This window comes from Frigoribacterium sp. PhB116 (assembly GCF_004364285.1).
Classification (GTDB): Bacteria; Actinomycetota; Actinomycetes; order Actinomycetales; family Microbacteriaceae; genus Frigoribacterium.
The window spans coordinates 442,097-456,346 of the sequence record NZ_SOBE01000002.1; the positions used below are offsets into that span (position 1 = coordinate 442,097).

General features: G+C 72.9%; 19 protein-coding genes and 1 tRNA gene. 14 read left to right on the forward strand and 6 right to left on the reverse strand.

Features of this window, described 5'->3' with window-relative positions; translation table 11 throughout:
• The first annotated feature begins 68 nt into the window (after positions 1-68).
• The 4 genes from EDF20_RS08560 to EDF20_RS08575 all read left to right on the forward strand — a co-directional run bounded on the left by EDF20_RS08560 (position 69) and on the right by EDF20_RS08575 (position 3,083).
• On the forward strand, positions 69-761 hold the full coding sequence (locus tag EDF20_RS08560) for a metal-dependent transcriptional regulator (RefSeq protein ID WP_123547908.1): 693 nt from the start codon (positions 69-71) through the stop codon (positions 759-761).
• 264 nt (positions 762-1,025) lie between these two features.
• Positions 1,026-2,036, forward strand: a complete 1,011-nt coding sequence (locus tag EDF20_RS08565) for a C40 family peptidase (RefSeq protein WP_133738371.1) — start codon at positions 1,026-1,028, stop codon at positions 2,034-2,036.
• Positions 2,037-2,365: 329 nt separating this feature from the next.
• Complete coding sequence (locus EDF20_RS08570; protein ID WP_133738372.1) at positions 2,366-2,860, forward strand: HNH endonuclease; 495 nt, start codon at positions 2,366-2,368, stop codon at positions 2,858-2,860.
• Positions 2,861-3,011: 151 nt separating this feature from the next.
• Positions 3,012-3,083 (forward strand) — tRNA-Arg (locus EDF20_RS08575).
• A gap of 296 nt (positions 3,084-3,379) precedes the next feature.
• Here the strand turns inward: EDF20_RS08575 and EDF20_RS08580 are convergent.
• Together EDF20_RS08580 and EDF20_RS08585 are read right to left on the reverse strand one after the other, a co-directional pair.
• Positions 3,380-3,913, reverse strand: coding sequence for a GNAT family N-acetyltransferase (locus tag EDF20_RS08580; protein WP_133738373.1), 534 nt, complete (start codon positions 3,911-3,913; stop codon positions 3,380-3,382).
• Positions 3,914-3,977: 64 nt separating this feature from the next.
• Positions 3,978-4,841 carry an alpha/beta hydrolase gene (locus EDF20_RS08585; protein ID WP_133738374.1) on the reverse strand — a complete coding sequence of 288 codons (864 nt, stop codon included), beginning with the start codon at positions 4,839-4,841 and terminating at the stop codon, positions 3,978-3,980.
• Between the two features lie 86 nt (positions 4,842-4,927).
• On the opposite strand from EDF20_RS08585, the gene EDF20_RS08590 reads away from it, so the two are divergent.
• The 5 genes from EDF20_RS08590 to EDF20_RS08605 all read left to right on the forward strand — a co-directional run bounded on the left by EDF20_RS08590 (position 4,928) and on the right by EDF20_RS08605 (position 9,018).
• A complete protein-coding gene (locus EDF20_RS08590; protein WP_133738375.1) occupies positions 4,928-5,425 on the forward strand; it encodes a CGNR zinc finger domain-containing protein in 498 nt (165 codons plus the stop codon).
• A 139-nt stretch (positions 5,426-5,564) separates the two neighbouring features.
• On the forward strand, positions 5,565-5,699 hold the full coding sequence (locus EDF20_RS16140; protein WP_255416189.1) for a hypothetical protein: 135 nt from the start codon (positions 5,565-5,567) through the stop codon (positions 5,697-5,699).
• Between the two features lie 135 nt (positions 5,700-5,834).
• Positions 5,835-7,001: an RtcB family protein gene (locus EDF20_RS08595; protein WP_133738376.1), complete on the forward strand. Its 1,167-nt coding sequence runs from the start codon at positions 5,835-5,837 to the stop codon at positions 6,999-7,001.
• 206 nt (positions 7,002-7,207) lie between these two features.
• A complete protein-coding gene (locus EDF20_RS08600; protein ID WP_133738377.1) occupies positions 7,208-8,137 on the forward strand; it encodes a hypothetical protein in 930 nt (309 codons plus the stop codon).
• A 32-nt stretch (positions 8,138-8,169) separates the two neighbouring features.
• Positions 8,170-9,018: a phosphatase PAP2 family protein gene (locus EDF20_RS08605; protein WP_133738378.1), complete on the forward strand. Its 849-nt coding sequence runs from the start codon at positions 8,170-8,172 to the stop codon at positions 9,016-9,018.
• A gap of 67 nt (positions 9,019-9,085) precedes the next feature.
• Here EDF20_RS08605 and EDF20_RS08610 read toward each other — a convergent pair whose 3' ends face one another.
• Positions 9,086-9,496: a Rid family hydrolase gene (locus tag EDF20_RS08610; RefSeq protein WP_133738379.1), complete on the reverse strand. Its 411-nt coding sequence runs from the start codon at positions 9,494-9,496 to the stop codon at positions 9,086-9,088.
• Between the two features lie 113 nt (positions 9,497-9,609).
• Between EDF20_RS08610 and EDF20_RS08615 the strand changes: the two genes are divergently transcribed.
• Positions 9,610-9,990: a helix-turn-helix domain-containing protein gene (locus tag EDF20_RS08615; RefSeq protein WP_133738380.1), complete on the forward strand. Its 381-nt coding sequence runs from the start codon at positions 9,610-9,612 to the stop codon at positions 9,988-9,990.
• 101 nt (positions 9,991-10,091) lie between these two features.
• On the opposite strand, the gene EDF20_RS08620 is transcribed toward EDF20_RS08615, so the two are convergent.
• Entirely contained in the window at positions 10,092-10,523 is a 432-nt protein-coding gene (locus tag EDF20_RS08620) for a hypothetical protein (RefSeq protein ID WP_133738381.1), read from the reverse strand.
• A gap of 216 nt (positions 10,524-10,739) precedes the next feature.
• Between EDF20_RS08620 and EDF20_RS08625 the strand changes: the two genes are divergently transcribed.
• The 4 genes from EDF20_RS08625 to EDF20_RS08640 all read left to right on the forward strand — a co-directional run bounded on the left by EDF20_RS08625 (position 10,740) and on the right by EDF20_RS08640 (position 12,685).
• On the forward strand, positions 10,740-11,237 hold the full coding sequence (locus EDF20_RS08625; protein ID WP_123547924.1) for a pyridoxamine 5'-phosphate oxidase family protein: 498 nt from the start codon (positions 10,740-10,742) through the stop codon (positions 11,235-11,237).
• Between the two features lie 178 nt (positions 11,238-11,415).
• Positions 11,416-11,856 carry a CrcB family protein gene (locus tag EDF20_RS08630; protein ID WP_133738719.1) on the forward strand — a complete coding sequence of 147 codons (441 nt, stop codon included), beginning with the start codon at positions 11,416-11,418 and terminating at the stop codon, positions 11,854-11,856.
• Positions 11,856-12,230 (forward strand): CrcB family protein, encoded by a 375-nt coding sequence (locus tag EDF20_RS08635; protein ID WP_133738720.1) that lies wholly within the window; start codon positions 11,856-11,858, stop codon positions 12,228-12,230. The genes EDF20_RS08630 and EDF20_RS08635 overlap by 1 nt, the downstream gene beginning before the upstream one ends.
• Before the next feature lie 53 nt (positions 12,231-12,283).
• The gene (locus EDF20_RS08640) at positions 12,284-12,685 is read left to right on the forward strand and encodes an arsenate reductase ArsC (RefSeq protein WP_133738382.1); all 402 of its coding nucleotides are present in this window, start codon (positions 12,284-12,286) and stop codon (positions 12,683-12,685) included.
• A 28-nt stretch (positions 12,686-12,713) separates the two neighbouring features.
• On the opposite strand, the gene EDF20_RS08645 is transcribed toward EDF20_RS08640, so the two are convergent.
• The gene (locus EDF20_RS08645) at positions 12,714-13,115 is read right to left on the reverse strand and encodes a hypothetical protein (protein ID WP_133738383.1); all 402 of its coding nucleotides are present in this window, start codon (positions 13,113-13,115) and stop codon (positions 12,714-12,716) included.
• 44 nt (positions 13,116-13,159) lie between these two features.
• A complete protein-coding gene (locus tag EDF20_RS08650) occupies positions 13,160-14,218 on the reverse strand; it encodes an Asp23/Gls24 family envelope stress response protein (RefSeq protein ID WP_133738384.1) in 1,059 nt (352 codons plus the stop codon).
• Between the last annotated feature and the right edge of the window lie 32 nt (positions 14,219-14,250).

Genomic DNA, 14,250 nt, shown 5'->3' on the forward strand with positions numbered 1-14,250 from the left:
GGCACGGGCGGCCCCGCGCAGCCGGTAAGCTGACGAGGTAGTCCACGCGTTCCACCGGGAGGCCCCTGTTGACCGATCTCGTCGACACCACTGAGATGTACCTGCGCACGATCCTCGATCTCGAAGAAGAGAACATCGTGCCCCTGCGGGCCCGCATCTCCGAGCGACTCGGCCACTCCGGCCCGACGGTGTCGCAGACGATCGCGCGCATGGAGCGCGACGGGCTCGTCGTCGTCTCCGGCGACCGCCACCTCGAGCTCACGCACGACGGCCGGTCGAAGGCGACCCACGTCATGCGCAAGCACCGCCTGGCCGAGCGCCTGCTCGCCGACGTGATCGGGCTCGACTGGGCCTACGTGCACGACGAGGCCTGCCGGTGGGAGCACGTGATGAGCGAGCAGGTCGAACGCCGTCTGCTCGAGATGCTCGACCACCCGACCGAGTCGCCCTACGGCAACCCGATCCCGGGTCTCGACGAGCTGGGCGACTCGCCTGCCGGCCGGTTCCTCGACGGTGTCGTCAACCTCGTGCAGGTGCTCGCCGAGAACCCCGAGGGCGTCACGCGCCCCGTGCGTCGCCTCGCCGAGCCCGTGCAGTTCGAGCCCGAGCTGCTCCAGCAGCTGCAGGACGCGGGTGTGACCCCCGGTGGCGTCGCGACGGTCACGTCGGCCGGCGCCTACGTGCTCGTGAAGGTCGAGGGGCACGACGACGGCCTCGAGCTGCCGACCGAGGTCGCGCAGCACATCTACGTCTCGGCCTGACGCCTCCCTCGTACCGGGGGTTCCCAGGTGACGTATAGGTTTCTGATTGCTGACGCAATGGCCGTTACCAATTCGAGACGAATATCCCTCTCCAGGATGATTTCCCGGCGGCGATGACGTAGCGTCGCAGGGTCCCCGAGCCAGGAATCCGGCCGCGGGGCCCGTGGCAGGACGTCTCGTGCATCCGTCTCCTGCCGTGAGAAGGCGATCTGACGTCGGACGGAGCACCTCCCTAGGGTGACGAGGCGCAGGAGACCCGACCTCTTGACCACTCCCGTTCTTCCCCCCGAAGGAGGCGGCAGCGCAGCCCAGCGCGCCGACTCCGCCGAGTTCCCCACCCGCTCTTCCGTGCGCCGTGCCGAGGCCGCCGCCGCGGCGGCCGCCTCCGGGCGTCGCGGCTCGGTGTCGTCCGTCCCCGCCGCGCGACGTGTGCTGCGCTCCGAGCTCGTCGCGCGCCGTGCCGCCGAGCACCACGCCTCGACGACCGCCGCCGCGGTGCCCGCGACCCGGTCGCGCCTGTCCGTCCGTCGCAGCGTCGTCAGCGTCACGGTCATGACCGTCACCGCGGGGCTCTTCGGCACGGTGGCGCTGCCCGCCTTCGCCCTCGACCAGGACGACCCGGCCACGAGCGAGGCAGCGGCAGCAGCCGCCGTCACCGATGCCCGGGTCGCCGGCGGGCAGACGCTCGCCGTCGACGCCGCCGTGACCGGGGTCGACGCCACCCGCGCCGACTGGTCGGCCACGTCGCAGGCCACGCTCGACGCCGCCGCGGCAGCGGCCGCCCAGGCGCTCGCCGCCCAGCAGCAGGCGGCGCAGGCCAGCGCGGCAGCCGCCGCGTCCTCGTCGGCCTCGTCGTCCGCCAGCTCGGCGGGCACCGGCTCCGGGTCGTCGCGCTCGATGGCCACCGAGGCCATCGCCTCCTCCGGGTCGACCGGACAGGCCGCCGTGTACCAGGCGGCCCTGCAGTACGTCGGCACGCCCTACGTCTTCGGCGGCGCCACGCCCGCCGGCTTCGACTGCTCCGGCTTCGTCATGTACGTCTACGCGAAGTTCGGCGTCTCGCTGCCGCACTCGGTCGGCAGCCAGGCCGCCCTCGGCACGACGATCTCGGCGTCCGAGGCGCGCCCCGGCGACGTCGTCGTCTTCAACGACGGCTCGCACGACGGCTTCTACGCGGGCAACGGGATGATCCTCGATGCGCCGAAGCCCGGCGGGTACGTGAGCGTGCGCCCGCTCTGGAGCAGCGCGGTGCACTACGTGCGCTACGCCGTCTAGGGGACGGTCGCCCGCCTCCTCGGCTCGGCTGTCGGTCGGGCAGCAGTGAACGAGCAGTGAAGAGCCGCCCCGCCCCTAGGCAGGGCGGCTCTCGCGGGTTAACCTGGCGATCTCGGAGTTCCGCTGAGACCAGGAGCGTCACATGAGCCGTACGACAGCCACCCGCACCATGGGTGCGCTGTCGCACGAGCACATACGACACACCGCCGTTCGATAGAGCACCGTCATCCGTGACGGTGCTTTTCTCGTCCCGTCGGCCTGCTGGCCCCCGCTGCCCCGAGAGCAGTCGAATCCCTGGAAGCCGTCCAGGGTGCTTCGAAAGGGAAAGCATGCGCACTCTCGTCCTCAACGCCGGCTTCGAGCCCCTCGCCGTCGTGTCGTTCCGTCGGGCCCTCGTGCTCGTGATGACCCAGAAGGCGACGGTCGTCTCGGCCGACGCCGACCATCCCGTGCTCGGCGCCGGGTTCGCCTTCGACCGGCCGTCGGTGATCGTGCTGACGCGCTACGTCCGCATCCCGCACGGGCGCACCGTGCCCGTCTCGCGTCGCGGGGTGCTGCGCCGCGACGCGCACCACTGCGCCTACTGCGGCCGGTCGGCGTCGACGATCGACCACGTGCAGCCGCGGTCACGAGGAGGCGCCGACAGCTGGGAGAACCTGGTCGCGTGCTGCCTCCGCTGCAACAACGTCAAGAGCGACCGGACTCCGACCGAGATGGGCTGGACCCTGCGTTGGCAGCCGAAGGCGCCGCACGGCGTCGGCTGGGTCGTGCGCGGCACCGACCGGCCGCAGGCGGAGTGGGACGAGTACCTCGCGGCGGCGTGAGCCGCACCGCAGCTGCGGGGTTGCCCTTGCGAACCTCGTTCCGTTCAAAGAACCGCGTTGCAACGCGGTTCCTTGAACGGAACGCGGTTCTTCGGCGTCCCGAGGAGGGGCGGGCAGCAGGAGGTGCGGGTTCGGTAGACTCGCCCGGTCAGCCTCTGTAGCTCAATGGAAGAGCAGTTCCGTCCTAAGGAAAGGGTTGGGGGTTCGAGTCCCTCCAGGGGCACTCCCTCGCTGACGCTCGCGGCGCCCCTTCCGGGACTCGAACCCCCGCGGCCCGATGACCCTGCGCGTCATCCCCGTCCAGGGGCACTCCCTCGCTGACGCTCGCGGCGCCCCTTCCGGGACTCGAACCCCCGCGGCCCGATGACGCTGCGCGTCATCCCCGTCCAGGGGCACTCCCTCGCTGACGCTCGCGGCGCCCCTTCCGGACCTCGAACCCCCGCGGCCCCATGACCCTGCGCGTCATCCCCGTCCAGGGGCACTCCCTCGCGGGTGCGTGAACCTGCGGTCGACGGGCGGCTACCGGCTCGGCGAGCCCGGCAGCGCCACCGCGTACTTGAAGCCGACGTGCGAGTCGACGAAGCCGAGCCTCAGGTAGAAGCGGTGAGCATCGGTGCGCGCGGCGTCCGACGTCAGCTGCACCAGGGGCGTGCGGAGCTCGACGGCGGCCCCGTCGACCACCCATCGCATCAGCGCGCTGCCGATGCCGGACGAGCGCTCCGTGCTCGCGACACGGACCGCCTCGACGAGCAACCGGGTGCTGCCCCGTCGGGTCATGCCGGGGACGACCGTCAGCTGCAGCGTCCCGACGACCACCCCGTCCCGGTCCTCGGCGACGACGAGGTCGTTGCTCGGGTCATCGACGATGCGACCGAGCGCCGACGCGTACGCGTCCACGTCCTCCTCGTCGGCGACGTCGCCTCGGCCTGCGCTGACCGGGTCGTCGGCCAGCAGCCGCATGACGGCGTGGAGGTCGTCCGGCACCGCTCGTCGGACGAGCACGTCGGCGCCACGGGCCGAGACGACGACGGGGAGCCTCAGGTCGCTGATCATGGTCCATTCTCTCTGCACGCGTCCGCGGCGGAAGGGGGGTGCGGAGCGCTCAGGTGCGGTGCGCTCAGGCCTGGTCCGCGAGCCAGTCCCTGATCGTGCCGGCGACCTCGTCCAGGTGCGACTCGAGGAGGAAGTGCCCGCCGTCGACGAGCTCCACCCGAGCCTCGGGGGAGTCCTCGAGGAACGCGCTCGCGCCCGCGGCGGCGAAGATCTCGTCGTTGCGTCCCCAGATGGCCAGGACGGGGACGCCGGAGGTGCGGAGCCAGTCGTGGACCGCCGGGTACAGGGCGCGGTTGGTCGCGTAGTCGCGGAAGAGGTCGAGCTGGACGTCGTCCTGCCCGGGGCGGGCGAGGAGCGCGAGGTCGTGCTCCCAGGCGTCGGGGTCGACGGTCGTGGGGTCGGGCACGCCGTGGGTGTACTGCCACTCGACGGCCTCCCGCCCGAGCGCGGGGCGGAGCGCGTCGCGGGTCTCGTCGGTCCGCTCGGCGCCGTCGGCCCAGATCCCGTCCCAGAAGCTCGGCACAAAGCCGTCCTCGTAGGCGTTGCCGTTCTGGGTGATGACGCCCGTGACGGCCGCGGGGTCTGCGAGGGCGAGACGCCAGCCGATCGGGGCGCCGTAGTCCTGGACGTAGGCCGTGTACCGCTCGATCCCGAGCGTGGAGAGGAACCGTCCGGTCACGGCGGCGAGGGCCTCGAAGGTGTAGTCGAACTCGTCGGTCGACGGGGCCGACGAGCGACCGAAGCCGAGGTGGTCGGGTGCCACCACGCGGTACCGGTCGGCCAGCGCCGGGATGAGGTGCCGGAACATGTGGGAGCTCGACGGGTACCCGTGCAGGAGGAGCAGCACGGGGGCGTCGGCGGGCCCGGCCTCCCGGTAGAACACGTCGTGCCCGTCGACGGAGACGGTGCGGTGGTGGACGGCGACCATGAGTAACCCCTTTAAATTGTTTTACCGGTTAGGCGACGGTAGCATGGGTCAGGTCGCGCCGGACGGGTGCGAGGAGACGAGGACCGATGCTGACGGACGAAGAGCTGCTGCTGGCCGTGCTCAACAGCGCCCCGGTGGTGGACGGGCACCCGACGGACGACCTCGAGGGCGACCAGGGTCGCGAACTGGCCCGGAGCTGGGGAGGCGTCGGCTCGGTCGACGAGGTCGCTCAGCTCCGCCGGGCTCGCGCGGCCCTCCAGGCCGTGATCCGCGGGGCAGGGCCCGAGGCGGTCGACGAGCTCGCGCGCGTGGTCGAGGGGGCGGTGCGCACGCCTCGCGTCACGTCCGAGGGCGTGGTCTGGGACCTCGCCGCGGCGGACGACGACCGCCTCGCGACCACGGCCGTCCTGGCGTGGTCACACGTCGCCGAGCAGTTCCCGGGTCGCGTCCGCGCCTGCGCGAACGACGAGTGCAACCTGTTCCTCGTCGACCACAGTCGCCCCGGCACCGCGAAGTGGTGCTCCATGGCGACCTGCGGCAACAGGATGAAGGCCCGAGCGCACGCCGGTCGTCTCCGGGCCTGACAGGGGCGCTCGTCTGGTCCGCGACACGCCCGGGATGTAGACAGCGACACGCCCGGGCTGTACTGTCGCCTCTCGTGCCGACAGTCGGCACGCCCGTCGCCTCGTCGACGTCGAGCACCCCGAGAGGGAGGACCGCACCGTGTCGAACCGCACCATGACCGACAGCCGTGCACCGCGCCTCCTCGACGGCCGTGGCCCTGCCTGGTATCTCGCGCAGCACGCACTGCCCGAGCAGCAGCAGACCACCCTGCTCGAACTCGACACCCTCTCGTAGGCCGCCCGCGTCACCCGACGCCCCGCGCCCACGAGGGCCGGGGCGCATCTCTCGCATCCACCGACACTGCAGGGTCGGCGTGCGTCCGTCCGCCCCGGACGACGACACCCCACCCCACAGAGGACCGAGAGGACCATGGAGAAGATCACTGCCCGGCTGTTCAGCTGGGCCAGCCTGCTCGAGGAGAAGACCGAGCAGCAGGCCAGGACGACGTCGACGATGCCGTTCATCTACCCGCACCTCGCGCTGATGCCCGACGCCCACCTGGGCCTCGGCGCCACCGTCGGGTCGGTGATCCCGACGCTCGGCGCCGTGATGCCGGCCGCCGTCGGCGTCGACATCGGCTGCGGCATGATCGCCGTGCGCACGCAGTTCACGGCGGCCGACCTGCCGACCGACCGCAAGCCGCTGCGCGAGCAGATCGAGCGGGCCGTGCCGACCTCGGCGGGCGCCTACAACCGGAAGGTCGTCGCGACCGCCGAGCCGCGCATAGCCGAGCTCGAGGCACTGGCGGCCGAGGCCGGCTTCGACCCGGCCTCGTACGCCCGCACCTGGCAGCTGCAGCTCGGCACGCTGGGCAGCGGCAACCACTTCATCGAGGTCAGCCTCGACGAGACGGACGCCGTCTGGCTGTTCCTGCACTCGGGCAGCCGGGGCGTCGGCAACAAGATCGCCCAGGCGCACATCAAGGTCGCCCAGGCGGCCATGAAGCGCTGGTGGATCACGCTGCCCGACCCTGACCTCGCCTACCTCGTCGAGGGCACGGCCGAGTTCGACCGGTACATCGCCGAGCTCGGCTGGGCACAGCGCTTCGCCCTGCTCAACCGCGAGGAGATGATGGACAGGGTGGTCCGCCAGTTCGCCGACTGGGTCGGCGTGCCGGTGGAGGAGCAGGAGCGGATCAACTGCCACCACAACTTCACGCAGCGCGAGCGACACTTCGGCAAGGACGTGTGGCTCAGCCGCAAGGGCGCCATCTCGGCGAGGGCGGGGCAGGCCGGGCTGGTCCCCGGCAGCATGGGCACCGCCTCCTACGTGGTCGAGGGCAAGGGGAACCCCGTCGCCCTCGAGTCGTCGCCGCACGGCGCCGGCCGGGCGTACTCGCGGAGCGCGGCCCGCAAGGCGTTCACGCACGACGAGCTCCGCACCGCGATGGAGGGGATCGAGTACCGCGACACCGACGCGTTCCTCGACGAGATCCCCGCGGCGTACAAGCCGATCGACCAGGTGATGGCGGACGCGGCCGAGCTCGTCACGATCCGCCACACGCTGCGGCAGATCGTCAACGTGAAGGGCGACTAGCAGGGCACCGAGGAGGTGCGGGCCGGGTCGCCGGGACCCGGTCGGCACCTCCCGGGGCCAAGACAGCGACGGTGCTGCGGGGGACCCCTCCCCAGGGCTGACTTCCCTGCCCGTGATCCCCACGGCCCGGTCGGGGGCCTGCGCCGGCGGCGTCGCGCGTGACAGGGTCGTGGTGACCCCGGCCCCGATCTCGAGGAGACCCGCCCATGCCGACCACGTTCCCGTTCGGCCGCGTCAGGCCGATCATGCTCCGGGTGGTGATCGCCTCCCTCGTGGTGGCGGCGGTCGTGGCCATCGTCTCGATCGCCACGGCGAACTTCGGCGACACCTCGTGGCGCCTGATCGGCACAGCCGTGCTCTTCACGGCCTTCGCCCTCTTCTCCTGGTACGACGCAGACGTGTCGTCCCGGCGCAGCTCGGCCTTCGCCGTCGTCAGCTTCAGCGTCTCGATCTACCTGTTCGTCGCGGGCATGGCGAAGATCTGGGCTCCGGCACGGACGCTCGCCGACCCGGACGGCTACGCCCCGTGGTCGCCGTTCGACGGGTTCCTCGGCTGGGTGCTCCTCGCCGTGATCGCGCGGGTGGCGCTGTTGCACGTGCACCTCGTGCTGGCCATCGGGGCTCGCCTCCGGTACCGCGTCATGTCCGTGGTCACGACGGTGACGCTCGTGCTCGTGGGCACGTTGGCCGCGCTGCTCACCCTGCCGGTGCTGTTCACGTGGTTCGACGTCCACGAGACGTACTGGCGGGCGGTCGGCGTCGTGGCCGTGCTCGACGCCCTCGGCACGGTGCTCGTGCCGCTCGGGTACCAGCTGTTCGCCGGGGCGTCGCCGCGGGGTGGGTCCGAGGGTGGCACAGCCCGGGCCGGTGTGACGTCGGTGCCGTCCGAGCAGCAGGCAGGTGCGTGGACGACGGGCGCACCTGGTCCCGAGGCCGAGTCTGCCGCCTCCTCGGCGGGGTTCCGGCCGCCCGCGACGGCGTACGCGCGCCCGGGGCAGCGGTCGCTCCAGTGGCCGCGCTACGACGACGGCACGCTGCTGCCGGTGGGGGCCGACGGCGGCCCGGACTTCCGAGGGGTCGTCGGGTACGACGACTGGGCACAGCAGCAGCAGGGCACCGGGAGCCGCCCGCTGTGAGGCGGGGACGACCGGGGAGGCAGACTGGTCCCATGACGCGCACCTCTGATGCTGCCGGCACGACGACCCCCAGGACCGGCCCCTTCCGCGGCGGCGGCCCGTCAGCTCGGGCGGACCGGCGGATCGGGCAGCGCGACCTCACCGAGTGGCGCAGCCCGGCGGGGCGGCGGCTCGCGTCGCAGCACCGCGAGATCGCCAAGCGCGTCGGCGCCCGCCGGGCGCTCGTCGGCACGCTCGCCGTGGGCGGGAGCGTCCTCGCCGCGGCGACCGTGGGGGCCGCCTACATCTACGACGGAGTCACCGACCGCGACGGCATCGGCCGCCTCGACCGGCCGGCGCTGGAGAAGGCGAAGGCGCTGCGCTCGCCCGTCGTCAACGGCGCGGCCGCGACCATCGCCCACGTCTTCGGCCCGATCGCCATGCCGCTGCTCACCGTCAGCGCGGCGGTGGCCTTCGGCGTGCGCGACCGGCGGGCCAACCCCGTGACGCTGATCGTGGCCGCGGGAGCCGGGTCGCTCGCCATGACGCTGATCGGCAAGAAGCTGATCGCCCGCAACCGGCCGCCGCAGCACGAGGCCATCCCGCCCTTCGAGAAGTCGCCGTCGTTCCCGTCGGGGCACACGCTCAACACGACGACGATCCTCGGCGTTCTCGCCTACCTCGTGGCCCTGCGGCAGGAGAAGAACGGTCCCCAGGTGGCCGTCATCGGCGGGGCGGCCGCCGCTGCGGTCACCGTCGGCCTCTCGCGGGTGCTGCTCGGAGCGCACTGGTTCACCGACGTCGCCGTCGGCTGGGTGACCGGCACCGGCTGGCTCTCGCTGATCATCACGAGCCACCGGCTCTACCTCAGCGCCCAGGACGACGCGGAGATCGCCGAGTAGCCGAGCCGAGCCGAGCCGAGCCGAGCCCGGCCCGGCCTCGGCCCGCTGTGGGCGGGTCTCCCTCGTCTCAGTCGAGTATCGCGTACGCCTCGAGCTCGACCAGGACGTCGGGCTCGAAGAGGAAGTCGACGCCGATCGCCGACACCGGGGGCAAGGGAGTCGGCAGGTCGAGCTCGTCGGCGACCAGCGCCATGCCGGCCGTGAAGTCGGCGAACATCTCGGGCGTCGAGCCGGTGAGGAAGAAGCGGAGCCGGACGACGTCCGAGAAATCGGCCCCGGCGGCGGCGAGCCCGCGGTGCGCGTTGCGGAGCACCTGGGCCACCTGCTGCGCGAGGTCGCCGGGGAACAGGCGGCGGCCCTCGCCGTCGCGCGCGATCTGGCCCGCGACGTGCACGTGCCGGGAGCCGGTCGCGATCGAGACGTGGTCGTAGGGGACGGGTTGGAACATGCCCTCGGGGCTCAGGGTCTGGACGGTCATCTCAGGGCTTCCTCTCGTGGCACGACGCGAGGGGCGACGCCGTTCGTCGCGGGTCGTCGTGGTTCCCTCTGTCTACCTGGTGCACGAGAGGCACCTCAACGAGACTAGGTGGCATGGACGACACCGCCTCCCCTGCCGGCCCCGAGCTGCTGCACGTCGACGCCCCGCACCGCGAGCTGCTCGACGAGCTGCTCGACAAGTGGTCGCTGCAGGTGCTCGACCAGCTCTGCGAGCGTCCGCTCCGCTTCAACGAGCTGCGCCGAGTCGTGCCCGCGGTCGGCCAGAAGTCGCTGACGGCCACGCTCCGTCGGCTCGAGCGCAACGGGATGGTCGAGCGCGTCGTGCTGCAGACCAGGCCGATCGCCGTGGAGTACCGCATCGCCCCGATCGGCGACTCGCTCAACGAGCTCGTCGACGCCCTGCTGACCTGGACGAGCCGGAACTTGCCCGAGGTCGAGCGCGCACGCGCCCGCTACGACGCCGAGGTCCTCTAGCACCGCCGAGTGGACGGAGCACCGCCCACCCCGGCGGTGTTCGGTTCACTCGACGGTGTCCGAGTTGCCCGGACGCCCGGAGTCGTGGAGGTGCGGGTCGCCTAGAAGACAGCAGTCACGGCCAGGGCCAGCACCGCCACCAGGGCGATCGCCGCGACGACCCGCGACGTGCCCATGACGAGTCGGCGCCGGCGCCCGGGGACCCAGTCGTCGTCGTCCGCGTCGCGCAGCTCGGGCGGCAGCTCGGCCTCGCGAAGCCGGGCGGCGCGCTCCCGGCGCTGCCGCTCGGCGGCCTCGAGCTCCCGCTGCCGCAGCGCCTCGACCTCGCGGTCGTGCTCGAGGTAGAGCTCGAGCTCGCGGTGCCGCTCCTCCGACCAGGCGTCCAGGTCGGACGCAGGAGGCGCCTCCTGGGCGACCGCGTCGGTCACCGGGCGTTCCCGCCCCGCCTCGCGCGCCTCCTCGGCCGGTCCCGTCGCGGGACCGCCCTCGGGCAGGTCGGCAGGCAGGTCGTCGGGGTGACCGTCGTGTCGCATGGGGGTCCTTCGCGCCGGGGACGTGCGGGGAGCAGCGTGCACGGACAGCGTACGTCGCGGCTGCTCCACACGGGAGACACGCACCCGGCTGGGAACGGTCTCCGAGGTCCCGCGTCGGGAGCCGTGCATCCGGGGCGCCCGGGGGAGCAGTGTGGGCGGAGCACCACCCCCGCTCGACTCGTGTCGGCCCAGGCCGACGGACGGAAGGAGCCACTCGTGGCCGACAGCACCAGCACCACCCATCACGACGACGTCGCCAAGCTCGCGAAGCTGCTCGGCGACTTCGACTTCGCGATGCTCACCACCATCGACGAGAAGGGGGCCCTCGTGGGGCACCCGATGACCCTGCAGGAGACGGAGTTCGACGGCGACCTCTGGTTCATCGTCGGCCTCGGCTCGACGGCCGTCGCGCACCTCCAGCGCAAGGACACCGTCGGCGTCACCCTCAGCGCCCGCGACTCGTGGGTCTCGCTCGCCGGCACCGCAGCCGTCGTCGACGACCACGCGAAGCTCGAGCAGCTGTGGAACAGCCGCGTCGAGGCGTGGTTCCCCGAGGGCCCGTCCGACCCGACCGTCGGACTCGTCAAGTTCTCCGCCGACAGCGCCGAGTACTGGGACAGCCCCGGCGGCAAGGTCGCCTCGGCCCTCTCGTTCGTCAAGTCGAAGGTGACCGGCGACGCGCTGGACGCCGACAACCAGAAGATCGAGCTCTAGGCGCACCCCTCGCTCGTGCAGGGCCCCGGGTCGTCGCCGACCCGGGGCCCCCGTGCGTGGTTGACTGCCGAGGTGCCGCGCCCGTCGGCACGGGACCGGGGAGGCGCACGTGACCGCACCGCCGCCGGCCGACCCCGGGGACGCCGACCTGCGAGTCGAGGAGGCGACGGCCCGGCCGGTGCACCTGCGCTGGCGGTCGCTCGGCACGGTCGTCGTCGGGGGGACCCTCGGCACCGGGGCCCGGGAGGCGCTGGCCCTGACCTTCCCTGCGGCGCCCGGCACGCTGCCCGTCACCATCGCCGTGATCAACGTCGTGGGCTCGTTCGCGCTCGGCCTGCTGCTCGAGTCGCTGCTGCGTCGCGGGCCCGACCGCGGACGCCGCCGGGACCTCCGCCTGTTCGTCGGCACGGGGGTGCTCGGCGGCTTCACGACGTACAGCGCGCTGGCCGTCGACACGGGGCTGCTGCTCGACGGGCACGCCGGCGTCGCCCTCGCGTACGCGCTCGGGTCGGTCGTCGCCGGGGCGCTCGCCGCGGCCGGCGGCATCGCGCTCGGAGCCGCGCTCGCCCGCGGTCGCGCCAGCTCCCGCGCGCGCCCGGACCGGCGGCACGACTCGTGATCGCCCCCTGGCTGTTCGTGGCCGTGGCACTCGCCGGCGGCCTCGGCGCCGCGCTGCGGCTCGTCGTCGACGGGGTCGTCCGCGCGGCCGTGTCGACTCGCCTGCCGCTCGCCACGGCGGTGATCAACGTGGGGGGCTCGTTCGTGCTCGGCCTGCTCACCGGTCTCGCCGCCTCCTCGGCTCTCGCACCCGGGTGGCTGCTCGTGCTCGGGGGCGGCCTGATGGGCGGCTACACGACCTTCAGCACGGCCAGCGTCGAGACCGTTCGGCTGCTCGCCGAGCGCCGCTGGGGGCCGGGTGTCGTGTACGGGCTCGGCGTGCTCGTGCTGGCCGTCGCGGCCTGCGTGCTCGGCGTCCTGCTCGGCTCGGCCTGAGCGCCGAGACACGCCCTCAGCTTCGGGACCGACGCCTCCGGCAGGATGACCACATGAGCCCGAAGCCCGTCGTCCTGTTCGTCTGCGTCCACAACGCGGGGAGGTCGCAGATGGCCGCCGGCTTCATGCGGTCGCTCTCGGACGGCGCCGTCGAGGTGCGGTCGGGCGGCAGCGAGCCCGGCGAGAGCATCAACCCGGTCGCCGTGCAGGCGATGGCCGAGGTCGGCATCGACATCTCGACGGCGGTGCCGCAGCTGATGACGACCGAGCAGGTCCACGCCTCCGACGCCGTCGTGACGATGGGCTGCGGCGACGTCTGCCCGATCTTCCCCGGCAAGCGCTACGAGGACTGGGAGCTCGCCGACCCGGCCGGCCAGGGCATCGACGCCGTCCGGCCGATCCGCGACGACATCCGCGGCCGCGTCGAGCGGCTGCTCGCCGAGCTGCGGAGCTGACTCCCGCCCTGACGACGTCGAGAGCGGGTCAGCTGAAGCGCTGGAGGAGCTCCTGGATGAACGGGCCGACGTCACGTGCCTGGTCGACGCCCGCCAGCGCGGTCGCGAGCAGGGGCCAGAGCGACACGAGCAGCGTCGAGATCACGGCGGCGACGCCGAGCACCCACGCGAGCGCCCCGTTGCGGACCACGAGGACCAGCGCCAGCAGCACGACAGCGAGCAGGTAGCCGACCACGGCGGCCGCGGCGATGGAGCCGACCGGCACGTCGAGCGCCCCCGCGGTGCCGCCGTCGGCGGCCCCGATGAGACCGAGGACGGGCACGAAGACGCCCACCACGACCAGGAAGCAGAGCACCGCGGAGGTGACGAGCGCTGCCCAGACGGCACGGGGCCGAGCCCGTCGGGTGGACATGGTGGTGCGTCCGAACATCGTCGTCGCCTCTCGCGGTCAGCTGGTGGTCGAGGTGGTGCGGGTCAGCGGGCGGAGGTGCCCTGGTCGTCCGTGTCGCCGTCGCGTCGAGCGTCGTCCGCCGTGTCGACGACGACGGTGGTGTCGCCGTCCTCGACGGTGACCGTCACGGTCGTGCCGTCGGGCACGTCGGTGACGACGTCGTCCGAGGTCGACGAGGAGGCGCGGGTCGACGAGGAGGCGTCGCTCGCGGTCTCGGCACGGTCGCGATCCTGCTCGTCGCCGGCCCGGTCGGAGGCGTCCGACAGCGAGTCGAGCGCGTCGGCGGCGCGGGTGCGGGCGGCGTCCAGCAGGTCGCCGGCGGCGTCCTTCGCGTCGGAGGCTGCGCCTCCTGCGCTCGCTGCGGCGTCGTCGCCGCGACGGCTCGCCTCGTCGCGGAGGTCGCGGGCCTGGTCGCCGAGCTCGTCGGCCTTGCGGCTCGCCTGCTGACCGAGCTCGTCGGCCTTGTCGGACGCGGCCTCGCGGACCTCGTCGGCCTTGTCGGCGACCTGCGCGGCCTTCTCCTGGATCGTGTCGGAGGCCTTGTCGGCCCCCTCCTTCAGGGCGTCGCCCACCTGACCAGCACGGTCGGCGACGGTGTCGCGGACCTCTCCGGCCTTGGCCTTCGCCGAGTCGCGGGCGTCGGCGAGGGCGGCCTTGCGCTTCTCGGCGGCCGCCTGGCGACGCGCCTCGTCGGCCTCGTCGAACGGGCCGTGCACGTCGGTGACGGCCACGTCGACCGTGACGGCCTCGTCGCCGACCTGTCCGACGGCGTGCTGCACCGCGGTGCGGACGTGGTCGGCGACGTCGGTCACCTTCGCGGGGTACTCGGCCACGACCGACACCTCGACCAGCAGGCCGGCGTCGGTGGTGCTCGTGCGGATGCCGGGGGTGGAGGTGGCGCCGACGGCGGTGCGGAGGGCGCCGGCGACGCGGGCGGCCGTGGTGCCCAGCTTGTGCACGCCGGTGGTGCCGAGGGCGGTCACGGCGATCATGCGGTGCAGGGCCTGCTCGGGCGTCTCCGCCTCGGCGGGGCCTGCGTCGTCGAGGTCGATGGGGGTCACGTGGTGCGCGGAGTCGGTCACGAGGGGCCGTCCTTCCTGGAGGGTGCGGACCG